Here is an 18042-nt window from a genome sequence, read left to right as displayed (position 1 = left end):
AACTCCGCGTCAGAGCTATCCCGGCGAAGTAAAAGTACCTTTTAATCTGCAATGCGAGAGCACACATGCGGGCTTCCAAATACAGGTTTTCAGTCAGCGCTTGGCGTCAAGTATGCACGACTCATGTACATGTCACATATTGCATTTTAATCGTCACTTTTCGCTCTTCTATAAACCAACTAGACCCACTAATGTTTTATACAGAAGGTTAAGCGAAATCGACGATGGTGCTGCCCGCACAATCGTAGCAGCCTAAAAACACCAATAATAAGTGAAGGCTTAGATGTCTGATCCCAAGACGATGATCGACAACGCCCCCATGAACGGATTTCAAATTTTCGTGGTGGTGATGTGTATTGCTCTCAATGCACTCGACGGTTTCGATGTTCTGGCAATCAGTTTTGCATCGCCGGGAATAGCGATGGAGTGGTCTATCAATCGAGCGGAGCTTGGTATTGTACTCGCGGCCGAATTGTTCGGGATGGCAGTAGGTTCGATACTGCTGGGCAGATTGGCGGATCGACACGGACGCCGCCCCACGATCGTGTTTTGCCTACTGATAATGACGTTGGGTATGTACGCCGCGTCTCTTGTGGGCAGTGTTGGCTATCTTCTGGTGGTACGCTTTATTACCGGCCTGGGTATAGGTGGAATGCTTGCCTCTACGAATGCCATGGCCGCTGAGTTCTCCAATCGCAGATACCGCAACCTAGCGGTAATTTTCATGGCGTCAGGATATCCGTTGGGTGCAGTTGTCGGCGGGAGCTTATCTACCCTGTTACTGCAGTTTTATGATTGGCGAGCGATTTTCGTCTTTGGCTCAATTGTAACTGGCGTCTTCCTCTTACTGACCTGGCTTTTCTTACCCGAATCCGTCCAGTTCCTGGCAGCGCGACGCCCGGCCAATGCCCTGGAAAAAATTAACAGAACACTGTCCAGGATGGGCCACAAGGCTATCGTTCAACTGGAGGCCATCTCTGCAGACGCCGAACGACCAACCTTTCATAAACTGTTTTCGCCAGACTTCCGTACGCCTGTTTTTCTGATGATCGTGGCCTATTTCATGCTCATCATGACGTTTTACTTCATCCTGAAGTGGATCCCGAAGATCGTCGTCGACATGGGCTACGAGGCTACGGCGGCAGGTGGTGTGCTGGTCTGGGCCAATATCGGCGGTGCGACCGGTGCATTTCTACTCGGTATCATCGCCTCCAGGGTTCCTCTACGCCAATTGCTGATTGCCGTTTTGTTGATCTCCTTCGTGATGGTTTCAGCCTTCGGCCATGGCCAGACCGGTCTCAGTGAGCTCGCCCTGATGGCCGCAGCCACCGGATTCTTCACTAATGCCAGCGTTGTGGGCTTTTACGCGTTAATGGCTAATACCTTCCCCGCGGACATTCGTGCCAGTGGCACCGGCGTTGTTATTGGTTTGGGGCGAGGTGGGGCGGCCCTCGGCCCCGTCATTGCTGGCTTTCTGTTTAATGCTGATTTTGATCTTCCGACGGTTTCCATTGTTATGGGCACAGGCGCTTTGGTGGCTGCGCTCGCTCTTTTGATACTTAAGCCCACTACGAAACAAAACCCAGTCATCAGCAACCTGCAACTTCAATAAATTGTGAGGCAACCATGAACTTTGAACGCAAGAATCCTTTGACGGGCGAAACAGCGAGTTCCGCACTGGCTATGCAGGCCTCCGATATGCCCGCTCTGGTCAAGAAGGCTGAGCAGGGGTTTGCCCAGTGGTCGGCACAGGGACCCAACGCTCGCAGGGCCGTGTTGATGAGGGCCGCCGTGGCGCTGGAAGGTAAACAGGAATCACTGGTCGAGGCAATGATGAACGAGATCGGGGCTACCCGAGGCTGGGCCATGTTTAACCTGACCCTGGCAGTATCCATGCTACGTGAGGCCGCTTCGATTACGACCCAGATCACCGGTGAAGTTATTCCTTCCGATAAGCCGGGCTGCCTTGCCCTTGCCATTCGCGAGCCTGTAGGTGTGATTCTCGGCATTGCCCCCTGGAACGCCCCCATTATTCTTGGGGTGCGTGCGATCGCGACAGCTCTGGCGTGCGGAAACGCTGTCATTCTCAAAGCATCCGAACTGTGCCCCCGAACTCATGCACTAATCATCGAGGCGCTCACTGAAGCGGACTTTCCCGAGGGGACAGTCAACATAGTGACCAACGCCCCGGTGGATGCGCCAGAGGTAGTCGGCGCACTGATCGATCACCCGGGAGTCAAACGCATCAATTTTACCGGCTCCACCGCTGTAGGCAAAGTCATTGCCAAGCGTGCTGCAGAGCACCTTAAGCCCTGCCTGCTGGAACTTGGTGGTAAGGCACCGATGCTCGTACTGGAAGATGCTGACCTCGACGAGGCAGTGAAAGCCGCCTCATTCGGTGCGTACATGAACCAGGGCCAGATCTGCATGTCCACCGAGCGACTGATTGTGGTCGACGCGGTCGCAAATGAATTCGCGAAAAAATTGGCTGAGAAGGTGATAAATATGCGGACCGGGGATCCCCGCGAGGGCACGACACCACTCGGCGCCGTTGTTGATCAATCCACGGTGACAAAAGTGAACGCACTGATCGACGACGCTATCAACAAGGGCGCAAAGATTCTCTCTGGTGGTAAAGGAGATTCCGTTTTGATGCCCGCCACTCTGATCGATGGCATCACCGCAGAAATGGCACTGTATTCCGATGAAAGTTTTGGGCCGGTATGCGCCTTGATCCGCGCCGCGGACGAGGAAGATGCAATCCGTATAGCCAACGACAGCGAATACGGCTTAAGTGCCGCGGTGTTTAGTGGCGATGCGGCTCGGGGGCTGCGTGTGGCGCGCCAAATCCACTCCGGCATTTGCCATGTGAACGGCCCTACCGTACACGATGAAGCCCAAATGCCATTTGGTGGTGTGGGGGCTTCCGGTTATGGCCGCTTTGGCGGCAAGGCCGGTATCGACCAGTTTACGGAGATGCGCTGGATTACAGTGGAAACCCAGCCCGGACACTTTCCTATCTAGTAAGTTATCACTGATTTTTTGAATATCGAATGAGGAAGAAAAGAATGGCAGTGGATAGAACAGAAGAAAATACCGTGGCTTACACCATTGAAGGTGGTATTGCGTGGGTGAAGTTTAATCGACCGGAAAAGCGCAACTGTATGAGCCCCAAGCTAAATCGCCAGATGATGCGCGTACTTGATCACCTCGAGTATCGCGATGATGTCGGTGTCCTGGTGCTAACTGGCGAGGGCACGTCCTGGAGTGCCGGCATGGATCTTAAGGAATATTTCCGTGAAACCGAAGCGCGGGGCCTCGGCGCAATCCGCCAGGCACAGAGTGAAGCCTACGGTTGGTGGCGTCGCCTGCGCTGGTACCACAAGCCAACGATTGCCATGGTAAATGGCTGGTGCTTCGGTGGCGGCTATGGTCCATTGCATTCTTGTGATCTCGCGTTTGCGGCAGAGGACGCCCAATTTGGATTGAGTGAAATCAACTGGGGCATTCTTCCCGGCGGCGGCGCAACAAAGGTAGCGACCAATCTTCTGTCCATGCGCAACGCTATGTACCACGCGTTAATGGGTGAAAATATTGACGGTAAAACGGCAGCCAAGTGGGGATTAATCAATGAGGCTGTGCCCGCAGAATCACTTAAAGACAGAGTAACCGAAGTAGCCACGGTGCTTCTCGGAAAGAATCCGGTCGCTCTGAAAGCAACCAAGGACGCTGTCCGAAGGGTTATGGAAATGACATACGACAACGCAGAGGATTACCTGATACGCGCCCAGGAAGCTGCCAACTTCTTCGATGGTGAAGGGCGTAAGGAAGGTATTAAACAGTTTATCGATGACAAAACATACAAACCAGGACTGGGTGCCTATGATCGATCCACGGAATCCTGATTTGGCTGTTTTAATGACCGGGGATGAGATCCGATACCATGGATTATGTTAAATACAACGCAACAGTAAGACCAACCAAGCTTGCTATCCGCGATCTGGCTCATAATCTGGTTCTGAGCTACTCAGAGTTCGAAGATCTAGTCGCCCGTTGCGCCACATTTCTACTCGACCGCGGCGTTGTCGCGGGCGAGCGTGTGGCGTGCCTGTCTCGCAATCGTGCGGAAATGATTATTCTTCATTTAGCCTGCGCACGTACCGGCATGATCTTTGTCCCTTTAAATTGGCGCCTCTCAGAGGCAGAAATATATGGTCTTCTCGATGACTGTCAGCCACGTCTACTCGTGGCTGACCAGTTGGCCAAAGCCCTGGGGATTGAGTATTTCAATATCGACGAGCTACTTGAACAAGCATCGGCACTGTCTCCCTATCAGTCTGAGCCTGTGAGCATTGATACGCCCTCGCTGATGTTATACACCTCGGGTACCACCGGCCGCCCCAAGGGCGCGATGCTGACCGAGCGCAATATCGGCGAGACGGCACTGAACTTTGCTCTACTGGGGCAAGTAAGTATTGGCAGTGTGTTTCTCTGCGAGTCACCAATGTTCCATGTGATTGGCCTGGTCACCTCTGTACGCGCGCCGATTATGTTGGGCGGAACCCTATTAATTTCGGATGCTTTCGTTCCCGAGCGCACCTTGGAACGACTGGGAGACCCGACGCTGGGAGTCAGTCACTACTTCTGCGTGCCGCAAATGGCACTTTCCCTGCGCACACAGCATGCCTATGACCCTTCTCAGTTGAAATACCTCAAGGCCCTGTTTACTGGTGGTGCACCGCATTCCGCGGCTCGGATCATGGAGTGGGTGCACGATGGTATCCCTATCGTTGACGGCTACGGCAGCACCGAGTGTGGCACGGTGTTCGGTATGCCGCTCGACCTGGACATCATCGCCGCTAAAGCCGGATCGGTTGGCGTTCCGACGCCACGTGTTCAGGCCAGGATCGTCGGTCCTACGGGCATCCCCCTGGCCACAGGTGAATCAGGTGAACTACAGATTCGCGGCCCTAACATGACCGTAGGATATTGGGGCCGGGATGAGGATTATCGAGAGGCTGTTACCGAAGACGGTTGGTTCCGAAGTGGGGATATCGCCCGCATCGACAAAGACGGTTACTTTTATATCGTCGATCGCAAAAAAGATATGTTTATTTCTGGTGGGGAAAACGTGTATCCCGCGGAAATCGAAGCACTGTTGGTGCGGTATCCCGGCATCAAGGAAGTCGCCGTGATAGGTATTCCTGACGAAAAGTGGGGGGAAGTAGGCTGTGTGTTTTACGTCAGCGATACCAGTGAGGTAACTGCGGTAGAACTTTCGGAATTTTTGTCCGGAAAACTAGCCCGCTACAAAATACCAAAGGTAACTCAACGAATAGCGGAATTGCCACGTAACAGTGCCGGTAAACTATTGAAGTCTAGCCTTCGGCTGCAATACCGGGACAACAAGGAAGTGAGTGTTGCCTAATAGTAGATTAGTGATTCCTTTTACTTCAACAGATCCACACAAAGGCAAGCTGGGAGCGCGAGAGGCTCGTGCTCTGTTTGATAATTACGGTATCAGGCGATTGAAGGGCTACCCGCCGATGTAGAACTTGGCCCGCGGTGGCAAGCTTGCTTACCCCACTGTGCAAAGTAGTTAATGCACCGAGTGTATTGACAATGGGGCAGAGCGATTGAACTGTCCCGGTAGGGATCCAGCTAATTGGATTCCTCGTGATTCGGGAGCGCCGATTTCGCTACTTGCATAGCCGTAATAAAGCAAATGTGCCATGGATTAATATTACGCGTCGGTATTTCAGTATTGACAGAGGTTCGAAGAATGAAATTTGGCAGTTACAGAAATAAGGGCAAGACCGGGTTCGGTGCTATTCGGGGTGACTATATCGTTGATCTCACTGACATTGCCCCTGACTTAAAGAGCTTTCTTGCCGCAGGACGGCCAGCTATGGAGTCCGCTCACGCTGCCGTAGCAGCTAGTAATTCGGTTATCTCTATCGATGAGGTTGAGCTATTGCCGCCGATTCCAAATCCCGGAACGATCTGGTGTGTAGGCTTGAACACACATTCTCATTTTGAGGAGGTCAAGGCGGCACTTCGGCTTGAGGAAAAGCCATCAAAACCAATTCTATTTTTGCGAAGTTCAGCAACATTGGTACCGTCCGGGCAGGACCTGGAAAAGCCAGCACTAGAAAATGCTTTTGACTATGAAGGTGAAATCGCCCTAATCATCGGAAAACGCGCCCGTAACGTATCCATATCGAAGGCCATGGACTGTGTTGCAGGTTTCGCACCGTTTAACGATGGCAGTGCGCGCGAGTATCAGATGTCATCCAATCAGGTCACAGCTGGAAAAAATGCTTACCGAAGCGGTGGGTTCGGTCCATATTTGGTTACCAGCGACGAAGTTGATGCCTCAGCACTTAGTCTCACAACAAGGCTCAATGGTGATCTGGTACAAGAAATGTTTATCGAGGATCTAATTTTTGGGTTCGCAGAGTTGGTTTCGTATATCTCAGAGTTTACCTGGCTTGAACCTGGCGATGTCATCGTGACAGGATCGCCCGCAGGCATTGGATTTACCACGAAGAATTTACTGAAGGCGGGAGACAAGGTCGAAGTCGAGGTTCAGGGTGTAGGAACACTTGTTAACGGCGTTCGTGATCAGGAACATTAATCTTCTCGTTACTTCTGAAAATGTAACAAGTCTTAAAATAGATTCATCTTCTTAAGAGACTGAATCATGAAAAACAATAAACATAAATAAGGAATCAAAGTATGAAGGGTCTGATGATGGACTCACAGTTGACCGTGACTAGCATCATGGAGTTCGCCGAAAGGCAGTTTCCAGATAGTGAAATCGTCTCAGTAACTAAGGACAACTCGCTACACCGGTTTACCTACAAAGATGCATTCCTCCGTGTTCGCAAGCTTGCCAATGCCTTGATCGACTACGGCATCAAACGGTCGGATAGGATAGCTACTCTAGCCTGGAATGATTATCGCCACCTAGAGATATACTACGCCGTAGGCTGTAGCGGCTTCATCTGTCACACAATTAATCCCCGTCTGTTTGAAGAACAGATTGAGTACATCGTAAACCATGCTGAGGACCGCATACTCTTTCTTGATCCGGATTTCATATCTTTAGCGGAATCAATTCAAAATCGCGTTGCATGCATCGAAAAATTTGTTGTATTGACGGACGATGAGCACATGCCAACAACGACCCTGCGAGGTGCGGAAAGTTATGAGTCATTCATAGCGAATACTCGCAGCACGATCTCGTGGCCTGAGCTCAATGAAACTGATGCTTGCTCCCTCTGTTATACGTCGGGAACAACCGGCAACCCGAAAGGCGTATTGTACTCACACCGTTCAATAGTTCTTCATTCCTATGGAGCTGCACTTCCCGATGGGATGAATATTTCGATCCGTGATGTGGTTATGCCGATTGTGCCTATGTTCCACGTCAATGCCTGGAACCTTCCGTACACGGCTGCAATGGTCGGGGCTAAGATGGTGTTCCCCGGCGCGAAGATGGGTGATGGTGCGACACTCCATTCCTTGATAGAGAAAGAAGAAGTTACATTCTCGGCCGGGGTGCCTACGGTTTGGCTTGGGCTGCTCAAGTTTCTCAGTGAAAGCGGCAGCAATGTACCGTCGCTTCAACGTGTCGTTGTCGGCGGCTCAGCTTGCCCTCTTTCGATCATGGATGAGTTCCGAGACAAGTATGCGGTGGAGGTGCATCATGCGTGGGGCATGACTGAAACCGGTCCTCTGGGTGCTCTTAATTCGCTGAAACCCGGTATGGAACAGCTCGAAAAGGCGGAACTTGACTCTATTCGCCAGTTGCAGGGACGGCCAATTTATGGCGTCAGTATTAAAATCGTGAATGATAATGGCGAAGAGCTTCCATGGGATGGTAAGTCCGTAGGTGAGTTTCGAGTCCGAGGTCCATGGATCAGTAGTGGCTATTTCAAGGATTCTGGTGGTGTTTATGGTTCGCACGACGAAGATGGTTGGTTCGCCACAGGGGACGTAGGAACCATGGACGCCAATGGATACATGCGAATCACCGACCGTACCAAGGACGTCATAAAATCCGGCGGGGAGTGGATCAGTTCCATTGATATAGAAAATGTTGCCGTAGGCCATCCCGGCGTCGCTGAAGCTGCGGTGATTGGTGTTCGTCACGCCAAGTGGGGCGAGCGTCCGTTACTGTTGATTGTTCGGTCAGGCAAAACTGCAATTGAGAAACTCGATATGCTCGGTTGGCTTGAGGGCAAGATTGCTAAGTGGTGGATGCCGGATGGTGTTGAATTTGTCGACGAAATTTCACACACAGCAACAGGAAAGATCAGCAAAAAAGATCTGCGAGTTCAGTTTGCAGAGTATCAGTTTTCCGACTGCGAGTAATGACTAACTGTCGTATATCTACGAGCTTGGTTATGTAGATATACGACAGGCCTTTTGTGCTTATCGTCCGGGGTATCGGGCGGATGTTCTTCAAATTGATCCCGGGCGAAAAAAAGCTCCATACAGAAAACCAGTCTGTATGGAGCGATGGTAGCCACCTGAGAGATAGTCCCTTAAAAGAGTGCGGCTCGAACTCTACACTTCTGAACAAGTACTCATTGAGTCAATTCCTACGTACCGTCCGTCGAGATAAACCAGAGGATCAATCGTGTCGGAAACCTCACAAGATTTAACTGATCCGATAAATACACCGTGAGTACCATAACTTAGGCGCTCCTCGATTTTACAACGAATCGTAGCCTGTGCTCCGCTTAGAATAGGCAAGCCACTGTCATCGAGCCAGCGACTGGATGCAAATCTCGCCTCGCCCTGGGCCTTGCCGCCACACATCTCCGCAAGCATCTGATCTTGCTTGCTCAGAATACTGATGGCGAAATCATTTCCTGGTTGCAGTGACTGATATATCGATGCCTGTTTATTAACGCAAACCAGAAGCGACGGCGGATCCATTGACAAGGAGGTTATAGAGGTTGCTGACATTGCGAACCGACCCTCCGCATTTCTGGATGAAATGATTACAACACCACTGGCCAATCCGCGAAGAGCTGTACGAAACAGCGAGCCAACGCTCTTGTTAATTTCTATTTCCATCAAAACCTCTGGCTCTTGGCTTACTTATTGATCTATGTTTCAAGGTCTCATCTGATATATTAGATGTGATGCCTACGCGCGTCAATTCAGTTATTTTATTGTGTGAATGCGGTAGAATTCGGATTTACCTCGAGCAATTCTTGCGTTTTTTCTATTGTGTGTCGGCGTAAAATTGCAGACTGACCTCGAATGCGCGTGGAGGAAATTGCAAACTTTCCGGAACGGACTTCCTGAAAGAAAAGATTAAGGTAAGTCCCCAGCTCTGGATAAGAGAGTGCAGTCCAAGGAATTTCGTCTTCACTGAAGAATTGCACTGCTTCACACTCAGGGCCAGCGAGTGCCTGCGCATGGTCCACGTGCGCACGATAAAAAATATTTATTTCGCTAATCCAATGCAGGCTTGCCACAACATGCAAATCTAGGTCGCACTCATCGAGAACTATTCCTGTCTCTTCTTCGACTTCGCGTGCAATCGCCTCTTCAAGAGTCTCACCACACTCTACGAAACCTCCAGGCAGTGCCCACTTGCCTGCAGCAGGGTTGAATCGTCGCCGGCATAAGAGTACACGGTCGTTGTTATGGATCAGGCAGCCGACAATTACTCGTGGATTCTGATAGTGAATTTTCTCGCACTTTGTACAAACTAATCTTGAGTGGGAATCCCCGTCGATGTCGCGCAGGATCACCGCTCCTCCGCAGTCTCCGCAGAATTTCATAGCCACAATTCTCCTCTAACTCTGTGGTATCGGGCGAGGCGCAACGACTCCTCAAAGCAACAGATGATATATTAGATTGGAAGTTGTCTGCTCGTCTACCCGAGAATAGTCCCAGTATTTACTATAGATGCTTTACAGTGTTCAGGGTACGTGATATATCAGGTTAACTTTAAGCGGGTGCGCAGTATTGGCTTCTGATTACGCGAAATGTTGTGTACCTACCCAACTAATAGTGGAGGCATTCGATGAATTATCCGGACATGGAGTTAAACAAGGAAACCGATTCAAGGGTAAACACCCCGGTTGATCTTTTGGTGGGCGATGTTCAGGGCCCAGATGGAGTTGAGACTCTTCGTGCGCGCTGGGCTGAAATGCCATCTGTTCCCAAGCTTGTTACGGCCCGCGATGAAGGCACCGATTGCAGCTGGTCAGGTTTTGACATCCGAACGCTTCTGTGTGGCGAGGAGAGTAGCGGGCGATTTAGTTTTCATAGTGTGATCCTTGCTCCTGGCGCAGAGCTTCCGGCTCACTATTTGGAGAAAAGTGACACTTTCTGGTACGTGCTAGCCGGTGAAGTTATTGCAACCGTGGGCTCGGTCAGTGATGTTATGGAGCGACTGTCCAGCGCGTTCATTCCAGCGCAAACGACTCAGGCGATTGCCAATAAAAGCACTCAGCCTGCCGAGGTCTATATCGGTTATACGCCCTCTGGGGCTGATCGCGCATTTACCGAGGCTCATGCCTTGTGGCGTGAACGCCCTGATGCCTCCGACGCTGAATATCATGCCATTCTTGAAAGATATGGTTTTCAGTTCACAGGCGGTAAGCCTATGCCAAATGATGTTCGCACGAACGAGCCAGCAGAGCGTGTTGACGGACCAATTACCAGTCTCGATGAGTATCAGGCGCTTCGGAAGCGCTGGTCCAAGCTTCTGCCAACCCCTCAGCTTGTAAAAACACCCGAGCGTTATCGTTCAATTGCCGTTGGCGGTAATGCGACCCATGTGCTCCTTGAGCCCGAACAGGCGCGGGCCAGCGCCTCGGTATTCTTCACCAGCCTCAGTGGGGGCGGAATGATTCCATCGCATCATCAGCCGACAGAAGACGAACTCTTCATTGTGGCCGAGGGTCCGATGGTTCTGTCCGTAGGCGACGGTACGACAGAAATTGCTCAAACCGGCGCGTTTGGGTTTGCACCGCGCTTTACATCGCATTCTTTTGCCAACAAAGGCAATAACCCAGTGAAATTTTTCTCTATAAATACACCGGGCGGGCACGAACGCGGCTTCGAATATGGCGAAAAATCGATGGCGGATCCAGATTTTATGCAGAAGATCGCGGCGCATGGTTTCCAGTTCCACCCGCCAAAGGCATAAGAAAATTTAGCGGCTTAATGCGTTTAGATTTTGGAGAAAGTTGTGACACAGGCCATACGTTTCTTTACCGCAGGCGGGCCAGATGTGCTTCGCCTTGAAGAGCTGGAGCTTCCTGAATTGGCCGCTGGTGAGGTGCGGGTCCGCCAGTACGCTATCGGCGTGAATTTTGCGGACACCTATTATCGTAGGGGCATTTTTCCCGCGACGTTACCTGCTTGCCCGGGATCTGAGGCAGCTGGCGTGGTCGAAGCCGTCGGGCCAGGGGTAACGGCCTTTGTTCCAGGCGATCGCGTCGCCTATGGTGCGAGCGAACCTGGTTCCTACGTTTCCGAGCGGAATTTGCCAGCCTCCGTTCTGACTAAATTGCCCGACGCGATCGATTTCGAAGCGGCGGCGGGCATGATGTCGGCGGGTCTGACCGCCGGTTATCTTTTACGCAAAATGTGGCCACTGCAAGCGGGTGACACCATTTTATTTACGGCGGCGGCAGGCGGGGTGGGCCAGATTGCGGTGCAATGGGCGAAAGCCCTGGGGCTTACCGTGATTGGCACCGTTGGCAGCAAAGATAAGATCGCGATCGCTCTAGCGGCAGGTTGTGACCATGTGATCGACCACAGCACTGAGGATTTGGCGGCCCGAGTCAGGGATATCACAGATGGGCAAGGGGTCAGCGTTGCTTACGACAGCGTCGGAAAGCTGACGTTTGCAGGCTCACTCAAATCCGTGAAGACCAGAGGTTTGCTGGTTAGTTTTGGTACGGCATCGGGCGCTCCGCCAGACCTGAACCTGATGGAACTGGTACTCAATGGATCGCTCTACGTGACACGGCCCGGGGTCGCGCACTACGTCGCCGATCCCGCCGAGAGAGAGGAGCTCTCACGGGAGCTGTTGGATCACGTCGAGTCCGGTCGGATTCGCATTGCCGTCAATCACCGTTATGAGCTCGCAGACGCCGCAAAAGCACATGAGGACTTGGAGTCCCGCAGGACATCAGGCTCGCTTGTGCTGTTACCCTGAACCTCAAGGATTTAGTAACAGATGACCAAACCAATCAAGATTGGAATGGTGGTGCCCTTTACCGGGCCTCCAGCATTACGCGTCAATGGGCCAATGATGCATGCGGGCACCGCAGCATGTATATCGTTGTACAACGAGCAAGGTGGTCATCACGGCCGCCCTGTTGAGTTAATTGTTGAGGACAGCGCTTACGATATTGAGGTTACTGCATCAGCGTTCCGGAAGCTGGTAGAAGAAGATGAAGTGGTCGCATTACTGAATACGAACGGTACCCCTCAGATCACGGCCGCCATGCCTTATCTTCGATCACAGGGTGTCCCACTTTTACTCCCATTCGGAGGGGCGGATGAGTGGTTTCAGCCCCCGCAATGGGGGGTTTATGGTGTGCAGGCGCCGTTCAACGATTTCGGCCATCTGCTCGGTCAATGGGTGGCACGCGATGGGCATAAACGGGTTACCGTATTGCATCCGCACTACCCGGAAGTCATGCCTCTCATGGCTCAGCAATCGTGTAGCGTCTTTTCTGAAGTGTGTGCAAATGACGCTAGTATCGAATGTGTCGAAGTTCAGCTGGGTTGTACCGATGGTACGGCGATGGCGGATGCGATCCTTTCCCGGAAGCCCGACGCGATCATAGTACTGGTTAATTGGCCCGAACTGATCGCTGTCACCCAAGAGCTGCAACGTCGCGGCCACAATATCCCGCTGTATTCCTGGTCGGCGAACGTGACGCAATCCACCGCTGCGCGCGGCGGTGATTTACTCGATGGCATGAAAGGTTATGCGTCGATAATTGTGGGGCCAGAATCTTCTACCCCCGCCGTTGATACCTACCGGTCAGCCATGGCGCGATTTTTTCCAGATCAGCCGCCAGATTTCATGTCCTTGACTGCTTTTGCCCATACCAGATTATTTACCCATGCACTGGATCTTATCGAAGGGAAGGCCGATACGAGTCAGATCGTGGCGGCATTCGAACGGCTCGATGCTCAGGAAACCGGAATATTGCCACCAGTCACATTCACTCCAAAAAGGCACATGGGTGTCTCTGCCGTTCAGCCAATGCAGCTGAAAGGAGGTATCTGGATGCCGACCGGTGATACAGAGACGCTGCCGCTCGAGTTACTGAGATACGAAACCACTGAGTAAAAAAGAGCGCATAGTGGAAAGTAATCGGTTCAGGTCCCAAACAGAAATTTACCCAACTTTTCACTATCACAAATAACTATTACAAATTTCTGGGAGAAACGCGTGATTTCCGAAAACGATCAAGAATTCGTTCAAAACATGTTCATGGATGTCATGAAACGGGGAATGCCTACAGATATCGAAGCATACCGAACGTTTCTGACGGCAGTCCTTGAAGATCGAAAGAACAGTGAGCCCTTGCCAGCTGTCAGTGCATACCATGAAGGAGTACAGATTACACCGGATTTCACTGCGGATATTGCTACCCCCCAAGGGAGCGGTGAGAACAAGCCAGTAGTGCTGCTGTGTCATGGTAATGGCGGCTGCGCAGGTAGTGCGCAGTCCTACCGGCGCTTTACCCGTGATTTCGCGAATAGTGGCTATGTTACCGTCACGCCAGATTATCGACTTGCACCAGAGCATCGATATCCGGCGGGATCAAACGATTTGTACGAAACGGCCTTATGGATAAAAGATAACGCTGCTACCTATGGGGGCGATGGGAACAAACTTGTGATTGTGGGGGACTCGTTAGCCGCTTCATTCGCTATAAGCACGATGTTCCGGCTGCTCGATAACGAAGATGCACCGCAAATAGCCGCTGTAGTTGGAATGGAGGGCTTTTACGATCTGCATGAGGAGCGCAGTTTCATTATCGATGCATTTCTGCCAGAGGGCATTACTGATGAAGAACGCAAGAATCGCCTGATCAGCCCAATCTATGGACTCAGATCGGGAATGGAACTACCTCCGATTCTGCTGATGGCTGGGAGTGACGATTTCGCGACTCCACACACTCTCGCGTTTGCAACCCGCTTGTCGCAAAACCAAATCCCCTATGAGATGCATGTCATTCCGGGAATGCCTCATGACTTTATGAAATTTCCCGCATTGGACGGCCGGAAGGCTGGCCACGCGTTCATGTTTGACTTTCTGGCACGGCATGTTCGCCCCTGTAGGCCATGACAATGTCTATATCTCAAAAAGTGAGCTTGTCAGATCGGCTCGAAAAACGATCAGGAAAAATCTTGATTAGCGGTGTCCAGGCTCTGGTGCGACTGATGTTGCTTCAGGCAGAACGCGACGCAGCGGCGGGGCGTAAGACCGGCGGATTTGTGTCCGGATACCGAGGCTCCCCTCTTGGCACACTCGATTCGGCTTTCGCAACCGCGGGTAGGCTGACCGAAGAGCGTGGCATCGTAGTGCGCCCAGCGGTAAACGAAGAGCTGGCAGCGACTGCAGTTGCTGGAACCCAGCAGATCAACCAGACTTCAGCGGCGCGAGTAGAGGGTGTATTTTCACTCTGGTATGGGAAAGGACCCGGCCTTGATCGGGCTTCAGATGCACTTCGACACGCGAATACGCAAGGCTCCTCTGAGCTTGGAGGGGTCCTTCTCGCCGTTGGGGACGACCACATCGCGAAATCGTCTACAGTTGTCTGCTCTTCTGATGACGTGGTAGCGGCACTAAATATCCCTCTGTTTTATCCATCTGATGCGGCCGAGGTGATTTCATTTGGGCTGCATGGTTTTGCGATGTCCCGCCACACGGGCTCCTATGCCGCACTCAAAATCATCACTGAGGTGGCCGACTCTACCCGTGCTATCGATACTGACGAGCTGGATGATCAGCCAGTATTACCTGACATCGTCGTTCCGGACATTGGGCTCCATAATCGCTGGCCCGAAACTCCTCTGGAACAGGAGACTCGGCAGATCAAGTTCAGACTCCCTGCCGTTGCCGCCTATGTTCGCGCCAACAAGCTGGACCGGGTCGTCCTCAAAAATCAGGACTCGCGAATCGGCCTGGTGGCGGCTGGCAAAAGCTGGCTGGACCTGCTTGAAGCCTTCCGATTATTGGGGCTGGACGAAGGACGGTTGGCTGAGCTTGGGATTGCACTGTATAAGCCGGCATTGGTCTGGCCGCTTGAGCCAGAGGGGCTCAAGAATTTTGCCCGTGACCTGGATACTGTCCTTGTGGTCGAGGAAAAAGGAGCGTTCATTGAGAACCAGATCAAGAGCATTCTTTATACTGAGCAGACCAGGCCGGTGGTATGGGGTAAATATGGAGAGGATGGCGAGAGTCTTCTGCCAGAAACTGCAGATATTACGCCGGAAGCCATCGCTGCTATCGTAGGCGGTGTGATTGCAACCCAGCTTGCTAATGAGAGTCTGGCACAACGCGCCGAGTCGGCCGAATCGGCGTTACACACGATGGCAGAGTTGGCGATTGCACCGGTGGTACGCAAGCCCTTTTTCTGCTCTGGTTGCCCCCACAATAGATCGACGGTTGTACCTGAGGGCAGTCGCGCCTTGGCTGGTATCGGTTGTCATGGTCTGGCTGCGTACAACCGGCCGTTCCACGGCAGTTTTGCCCAGATGGGAGGTGAAGGCATCCATTGGGTTGGGCTCGCACCATTCACGGACGAAAAGCATATTTTCGCGAATATGGGTGATGGTACTTATTTTCACTCGGGCCTTCTCGCAATCCGCCAGGCCGTGGCCGCAAACGTAAATATAACGTTCAAACTACTCTACAACTCCGCCGTCGCCATGACCGGGGGGCAGGCTGTGGATGGCGAGCTTTCGGTCTCGCAACTTGTTGATCAGGTTCGCGCCGAAGGAGTAGATAGTGTCATTCTTTCTACAGATGAGCCTGAGCGCTACGGAGCGGCAGATCCAGTTCGGTCCAGGGTCGAAAGAGTGGAGCATCGAGATGATTTCGAGGCTTTACAGCGCGAGTTGAGAGAACGCTCCGGGGTTAGCGTAATCATCTACGAACAAGTTTGTGCGACAGAGAAGCGCAGGCTGCGCAAGCGAGGCAAGATCGCCACGCCTGATACCCGCGTGTTTATCAATGAGCTGGTCTGTGAGGGCTGCGGGGATTGTTCCGCGAAGTCTAATTGCTTGTCTATCGAGCCGATAGAGACGGAGCTGGGAACCAAGCGCCGGGTTAATCAGTCGACCTGTAACATGGACTACAGCTGCACGACAGGATTCTGTCCCAGCTTTGTGAGCGTCAAAGGTGGAACGCTTAAACGTAGCCAAACTGATCGCAGTAGACTCTTTAGTGAAGTGGCCATTGCCCTGCCTGATAGCCAGAATAGTGCGCATGAGCGAATTGTTGTCGCCGGGGTTGGTGGCACAGGGGTTGTCACGATCGGTGCCTTGATTTCAATGGCCGCGCACATCACCGGAAAGCAAGTCGGAATTCTCGATCAGGTAGGCCTGGCGCAGAAAGGAGGCGCGGTGGTAAGTCATGTCCACGTCTCCAGTGAGCCAATAAACGCGCTTCGCATCCCGGCTGGTGAAGCCACCCTTGTCATTGCCTGCGATGAGGTTGTGGGTAATAGCCGTGACGTAATGGCAGCCATTCAGAGGGATCAGACCCGTGTCGTAGCCAATGGTGACGTTTCAATTACCGGTGATTTTACGCAAAACCGAAACGCCATGCCGGACGCAGATGTTTTGACAGAGCGTATGAAACTGCGCGCCGGCGAGGAAAACTTTGCAATTTACCCATTCACTCGCATCGCCGAGCGCATGCTTGGCAACGCAATTGCGTCGAACCTGATGATGCTGGGTTTCGCATGGCAGAAGGGCTGGCTTCAGCTTGAACTGAGCGCATTCAAAGAGGCAGTTGCGCTAAATAATACGGCTGTGGAAATGAACCTGGCTGCATTTACTTTGGGACGACAGCTTGCCGTCGACCCACAGGCGGTGCTGCAGGAAGCCGGTGTGAGAGAGGATACGGAGGAGATCAGTGTCGATGAAATTATAGAGCGTCGCGCTGAATTCCTGACGGACTACCAAGATGAAAAGTATGCCAAACGTTTCCGGGCAACAGTACAGCGTGCGGCGGATGCGGAAGCCCAAGTTGGCGGAGACGGCAGCTTCTCGATTGCCGTGGCCAAGAGTTTGTTTCGGTTGATGGCATACAAGGATGAATACGAAGTCGCCAGGCTCTATACCGACGGCAGATTTATGGAGGACATCAAGAATACCTTCGACGGGCCAATCGAAATTAGCTTCCATTTGGCTCCACCAATGTTAGCCAATCGTGATAAGGCGACCGGTCATTTGCGCAAGCGCAGCTACGGTAGCTGGATGATGTCGGCGTTTCGATTGCTGGCAAAAGGACGTCGTCTTCGGGGAACAGTTATGGATCCTTTCGGATACACCCTTGAGCGCAAGACCGAGCGGCGCCTAATACGGGATTACGAAAGCCTGATAGAACGTCTGATCGCTAAACTATCAAAAGGAAAGCTTGATGCTGCCACCCGAATAGCAGAAATGGCACAAGAAGTACGTGGATATGGCCATGTTAAAGATCGGGCAACGGCCGCGTATGAGAGTCAGGTTCGGGATGCGATTGAGAATTACGAAGGAAGGCCGACGCCAGAAATTATTGCTATAGCGAGATCGGTTTAATTACAACGTCGTTCAACATTGAAGCTACAGGGAATGTAGCTTCTAATCTTATTGCGATATAAGTTTCACAGCACTTATTAGAACTGATAGATCCGCGTCTAATCGATATATAATTCAGTAATATCCATCATCAAATCCCACCTCCGGCTCGAAAGTGGTCGGAGCACTCGATGTAATCGAGATCTTCATGGGGTACCCCAAGGCCATCAGAATAAATAGTATTGG

13 protein-coding genes are annotated in these 18042 nt (G+C 52.0%); 11 read left to right on the top strand and 2 right to left on the bottom strand.

Annotated features, from left to right (window positions below):
* Positions 1-283 precede the first annotated feature (283 nt).
* The 6 genes from R5R33_RS07795 (at position 284) to R5R33_RS07770 (ending at position 8379) form a co-directional block, all read left to right on the top strand.
* Entirely contained in the window at positions 284-1612 is a 1329-nt protein-coding gene (locus R5R33_RS07795; RefSeq protein WP_318955456.1) for an MFS transporter, read from the top strand.
* Between the two features lie 14 nt (positions 1613-1626).
* On the top strand, positions 1627-3024 hold the full coding sequence (locus R5R33_RS07790) for an aldehyde dehydrogenase (protein ID WP_318955455.1): 1398 nt from the start codon (positions 1627-1629) through the stop codon (positions 3022-3024).
* Positions 3025-3068: 44 nt separating this feature from the next.
* Positions 3069-3905 (top strand): p-hydroxycinnamoyl CoA hydratase/lyase, encoded by an 837-nt coding sequence (locus tag R5R33_RS07785; protein ID WP_318955454.1) that lies wholly within the window; start codon positions 3069-3071, stop codon positions 3903-3905.
* Positions 3906-3943: 38 nt separating this feature from the next.
* Positions 3944-5428 carry an AMP-binding protein gene (locus tag R5R33_RS07780; RefSeq protein WP_318955453.1) on the top strand — a complete coding sequence of 495 codons (1485 nt, stop codon included), beginning with the start codon at positions 3944-3946 and terminating at the stop codon, positions 5426-5428.
* A gap of 354 nt (positions 5429-5782) precedes the next feature.
* Complete coding sequence (locus R5R33_RS07775) at positions 5783-6637, top strand: fumarylacetoacetate hydrolase family protein (RefSeq protein WP_318955452.1); 855 nt, start codon at positions 5783-5785, stop codon at positions 6635-6637.
* Positions 6638-6738: 101 nt separating this feature from the next.
* Positions 6739-8379 (top strand): long-chain-fatty-acid--CoA ligase, encoded by a 1641-nt coding sequence (locus R5R33_RS07770; RefSeq protein WP_318955451.1) that lies wholly within the window; start codon positions 6739-6741, stop codon positions 8377-8379.
* A 195-nt stretch (positions 8380-8574) separates the two neighbouring features.
* Here R5R33_RS07770 and R5R33_RS07765 read toward each other — a convergent pair whose 3' ends face one another.
* Positions 8575-9090, bottom strand: coding sequence for a flavin reductase family protein (locus tag R5R33_RS07765; RefSeq protein ID WP_318955450.1), 516 nt, complete (start codon positions 9088-9090; stop codon positions 8575-8577).
* 95 nt (positions 9091-9185) lie between these two features.
* A complete protein-coding gene (locus R5R33_RS07760; RefSeq protein WP_318955708.1) occupies positions 9186-9806 on the bottom strand; it encodes an NUDIX hydrolase in 621 nt (206 codons plus the stop codon).
* Between the two features lie 245 nt (positions 9807-10051).
* Between R5R33_RS07760 and R5R33_RS07755 the strand changes: the two genes are divergently transcribed.
* From R5R33_RS07755 to R5R33_RS07735, 5 genes are all read left to right on the top strand, one after another.
* Positions 10052-11182, top strand: a complete 1131-nt coding sequence (locus R5R33_RS07755; RefSeq protein WP_318955449.1) for a cupin domain-containing protein — start codon at positions 10052-10054, stop codon at positions 11180-11182.
* 42 nt (positions 11183-11224) lie between these two features.
* Positions 11225-12199, top strand: coding sequence for a quinone oxidoreductase family protein (locus R5R33_RS07750; RefSeq protein ID WP_318955448.1), 975 nt, complete (start codon positions 11225-11227; stop codon positions 12197-12199).
* A gap of 21 nt (positions 12200-12220) precedes the next feature.
* Positions 12221-13348, top strand: a complete 1128-nt coding sequence (locus tag R5R33_RS07745) for an ABC transporter substrate-binding protein (protein WP_318955447.1) — start codon at positions 12221-12223, stop codon at positions 13346-13348.
* Between the two features lie 102 nt (positions 13349-13450).
* Complete coding sequence (locus R5R33_RS07740) at positions 13451-14353, top strand: alpha/beta hydrolase (RefSeq protein ID WP_318955446.1); 903 nt, start codon at positions 13451-13453, stop codon at positions 14351-14353.
* 2 nt (positions 14354-14355) lie between these two features.
* The gene (locus R5R33_RS07735; RefSeq protein WP_318955445.1) at positions 14356-17817 is read left to right on the top strand and encodes an indolepyruvate ferredoxin oxidoreductase family protein; all 3462 of its coding nucleotides are present in this window, start codon (positions 14356-14358) and stop codon (positions 17815-17817) included.
* The last annotated feature ends 225 nt before the right edge of the window (positions 17818-18042 follow it).

The organism is Microbulbifer pacificus (assembly GCF_033723955.1).
In the GTDB taxonomy this organism is placed as follows: domain Bacteria; phylum Pseudomonadota; class Gammaproteobacteria; order Pseudomonadales; family Cellvibrionaceae; genus Microbulbifer; species Microbulbifer pacificus.
The sequence above is the reverse complement of the archived record's forward strand: the minus strand, read 5'-3'. Positions and strand labels throughout refer to the sequence as shown.

Bases quoted from the DNA above. Each gene is read 5' to 3' on its own strand.
- R5R33_RS07795 (WP_318955456.1), top strand. From the start codon at position 284: ATGTCTGATCCCAAGACGATGATCGACAACGCCCCCATGAACGGATTT.
- R5R33_RS07790 (WP_318955455.1), top strand. From the start codon at position 1,627: ATGAACTTTGAACGCAAGAATCCTTTGACGGGCGAAACAGCGAGTTCC.
- R5R33_RS07785 (WP_318955454.1), top strand. From the start codon at position 3,069: ATGGCAGTGGATAGAACAGAAGAAAATACCGTGGCTTACACCATTGAA.
- R5R33_RS07780 (WP_318955453.1), top strand. From the start codon at position 3,944: ATGGATTATGTTAAATACAACGCAACAGTAAGACCAACCAAGCTTGCT.
- R5R33_RS07775 (WP_318955452.1), top strand. From the start codon at position 5,783: ATGAAATTTGGCAGTTACAGAAATAAGGGCAAGACCGGGTTCGGTGCT.
- R5R33_RS07770 (WP_318955451.1), top strand. From the start codon at position 6,739: ATGAAGGGTCTGATGATGGACTCACAGTTGACCGTGACTAGCATCATG.
- R5R33_RS07765 (WP_318955450.1), bottom strand. From the start codon at position 9,090: ATGGAAATAGAAATTAACAAGAGCGTTGGCTCGCTGTTTCGTACAGCT.
- R5R33_RS07760 (WP_318955708.1), bottom strand. From the start codon at position 9,806: ATGAAATTCTGCGGAGACTGCGGAGGAGCGGTGATCCTGCGCGACATC.
- R5R33_RS07755 (WP_318955449.1), top strand. From the start codon at position 10,052: ATGAATTATCCGGACATGGAGTTAAACAAGGAAACCGATTCAAGGGTA.
- R5R33_RS07745 (WP_318955447.1), top strand. From the start codon at position 12,221: ATGACCAAACCAATCAAGATTGGAATGGTGGTGCCCTTTACCGGGCCT.
- R5R33_RS07735 (WP_318955445.1), top strand. From the start codon at position 14,356: ATGTCTATATCTCAAAAAGTGAGCTTGTCAGATCGGCTCGAAAAACGA.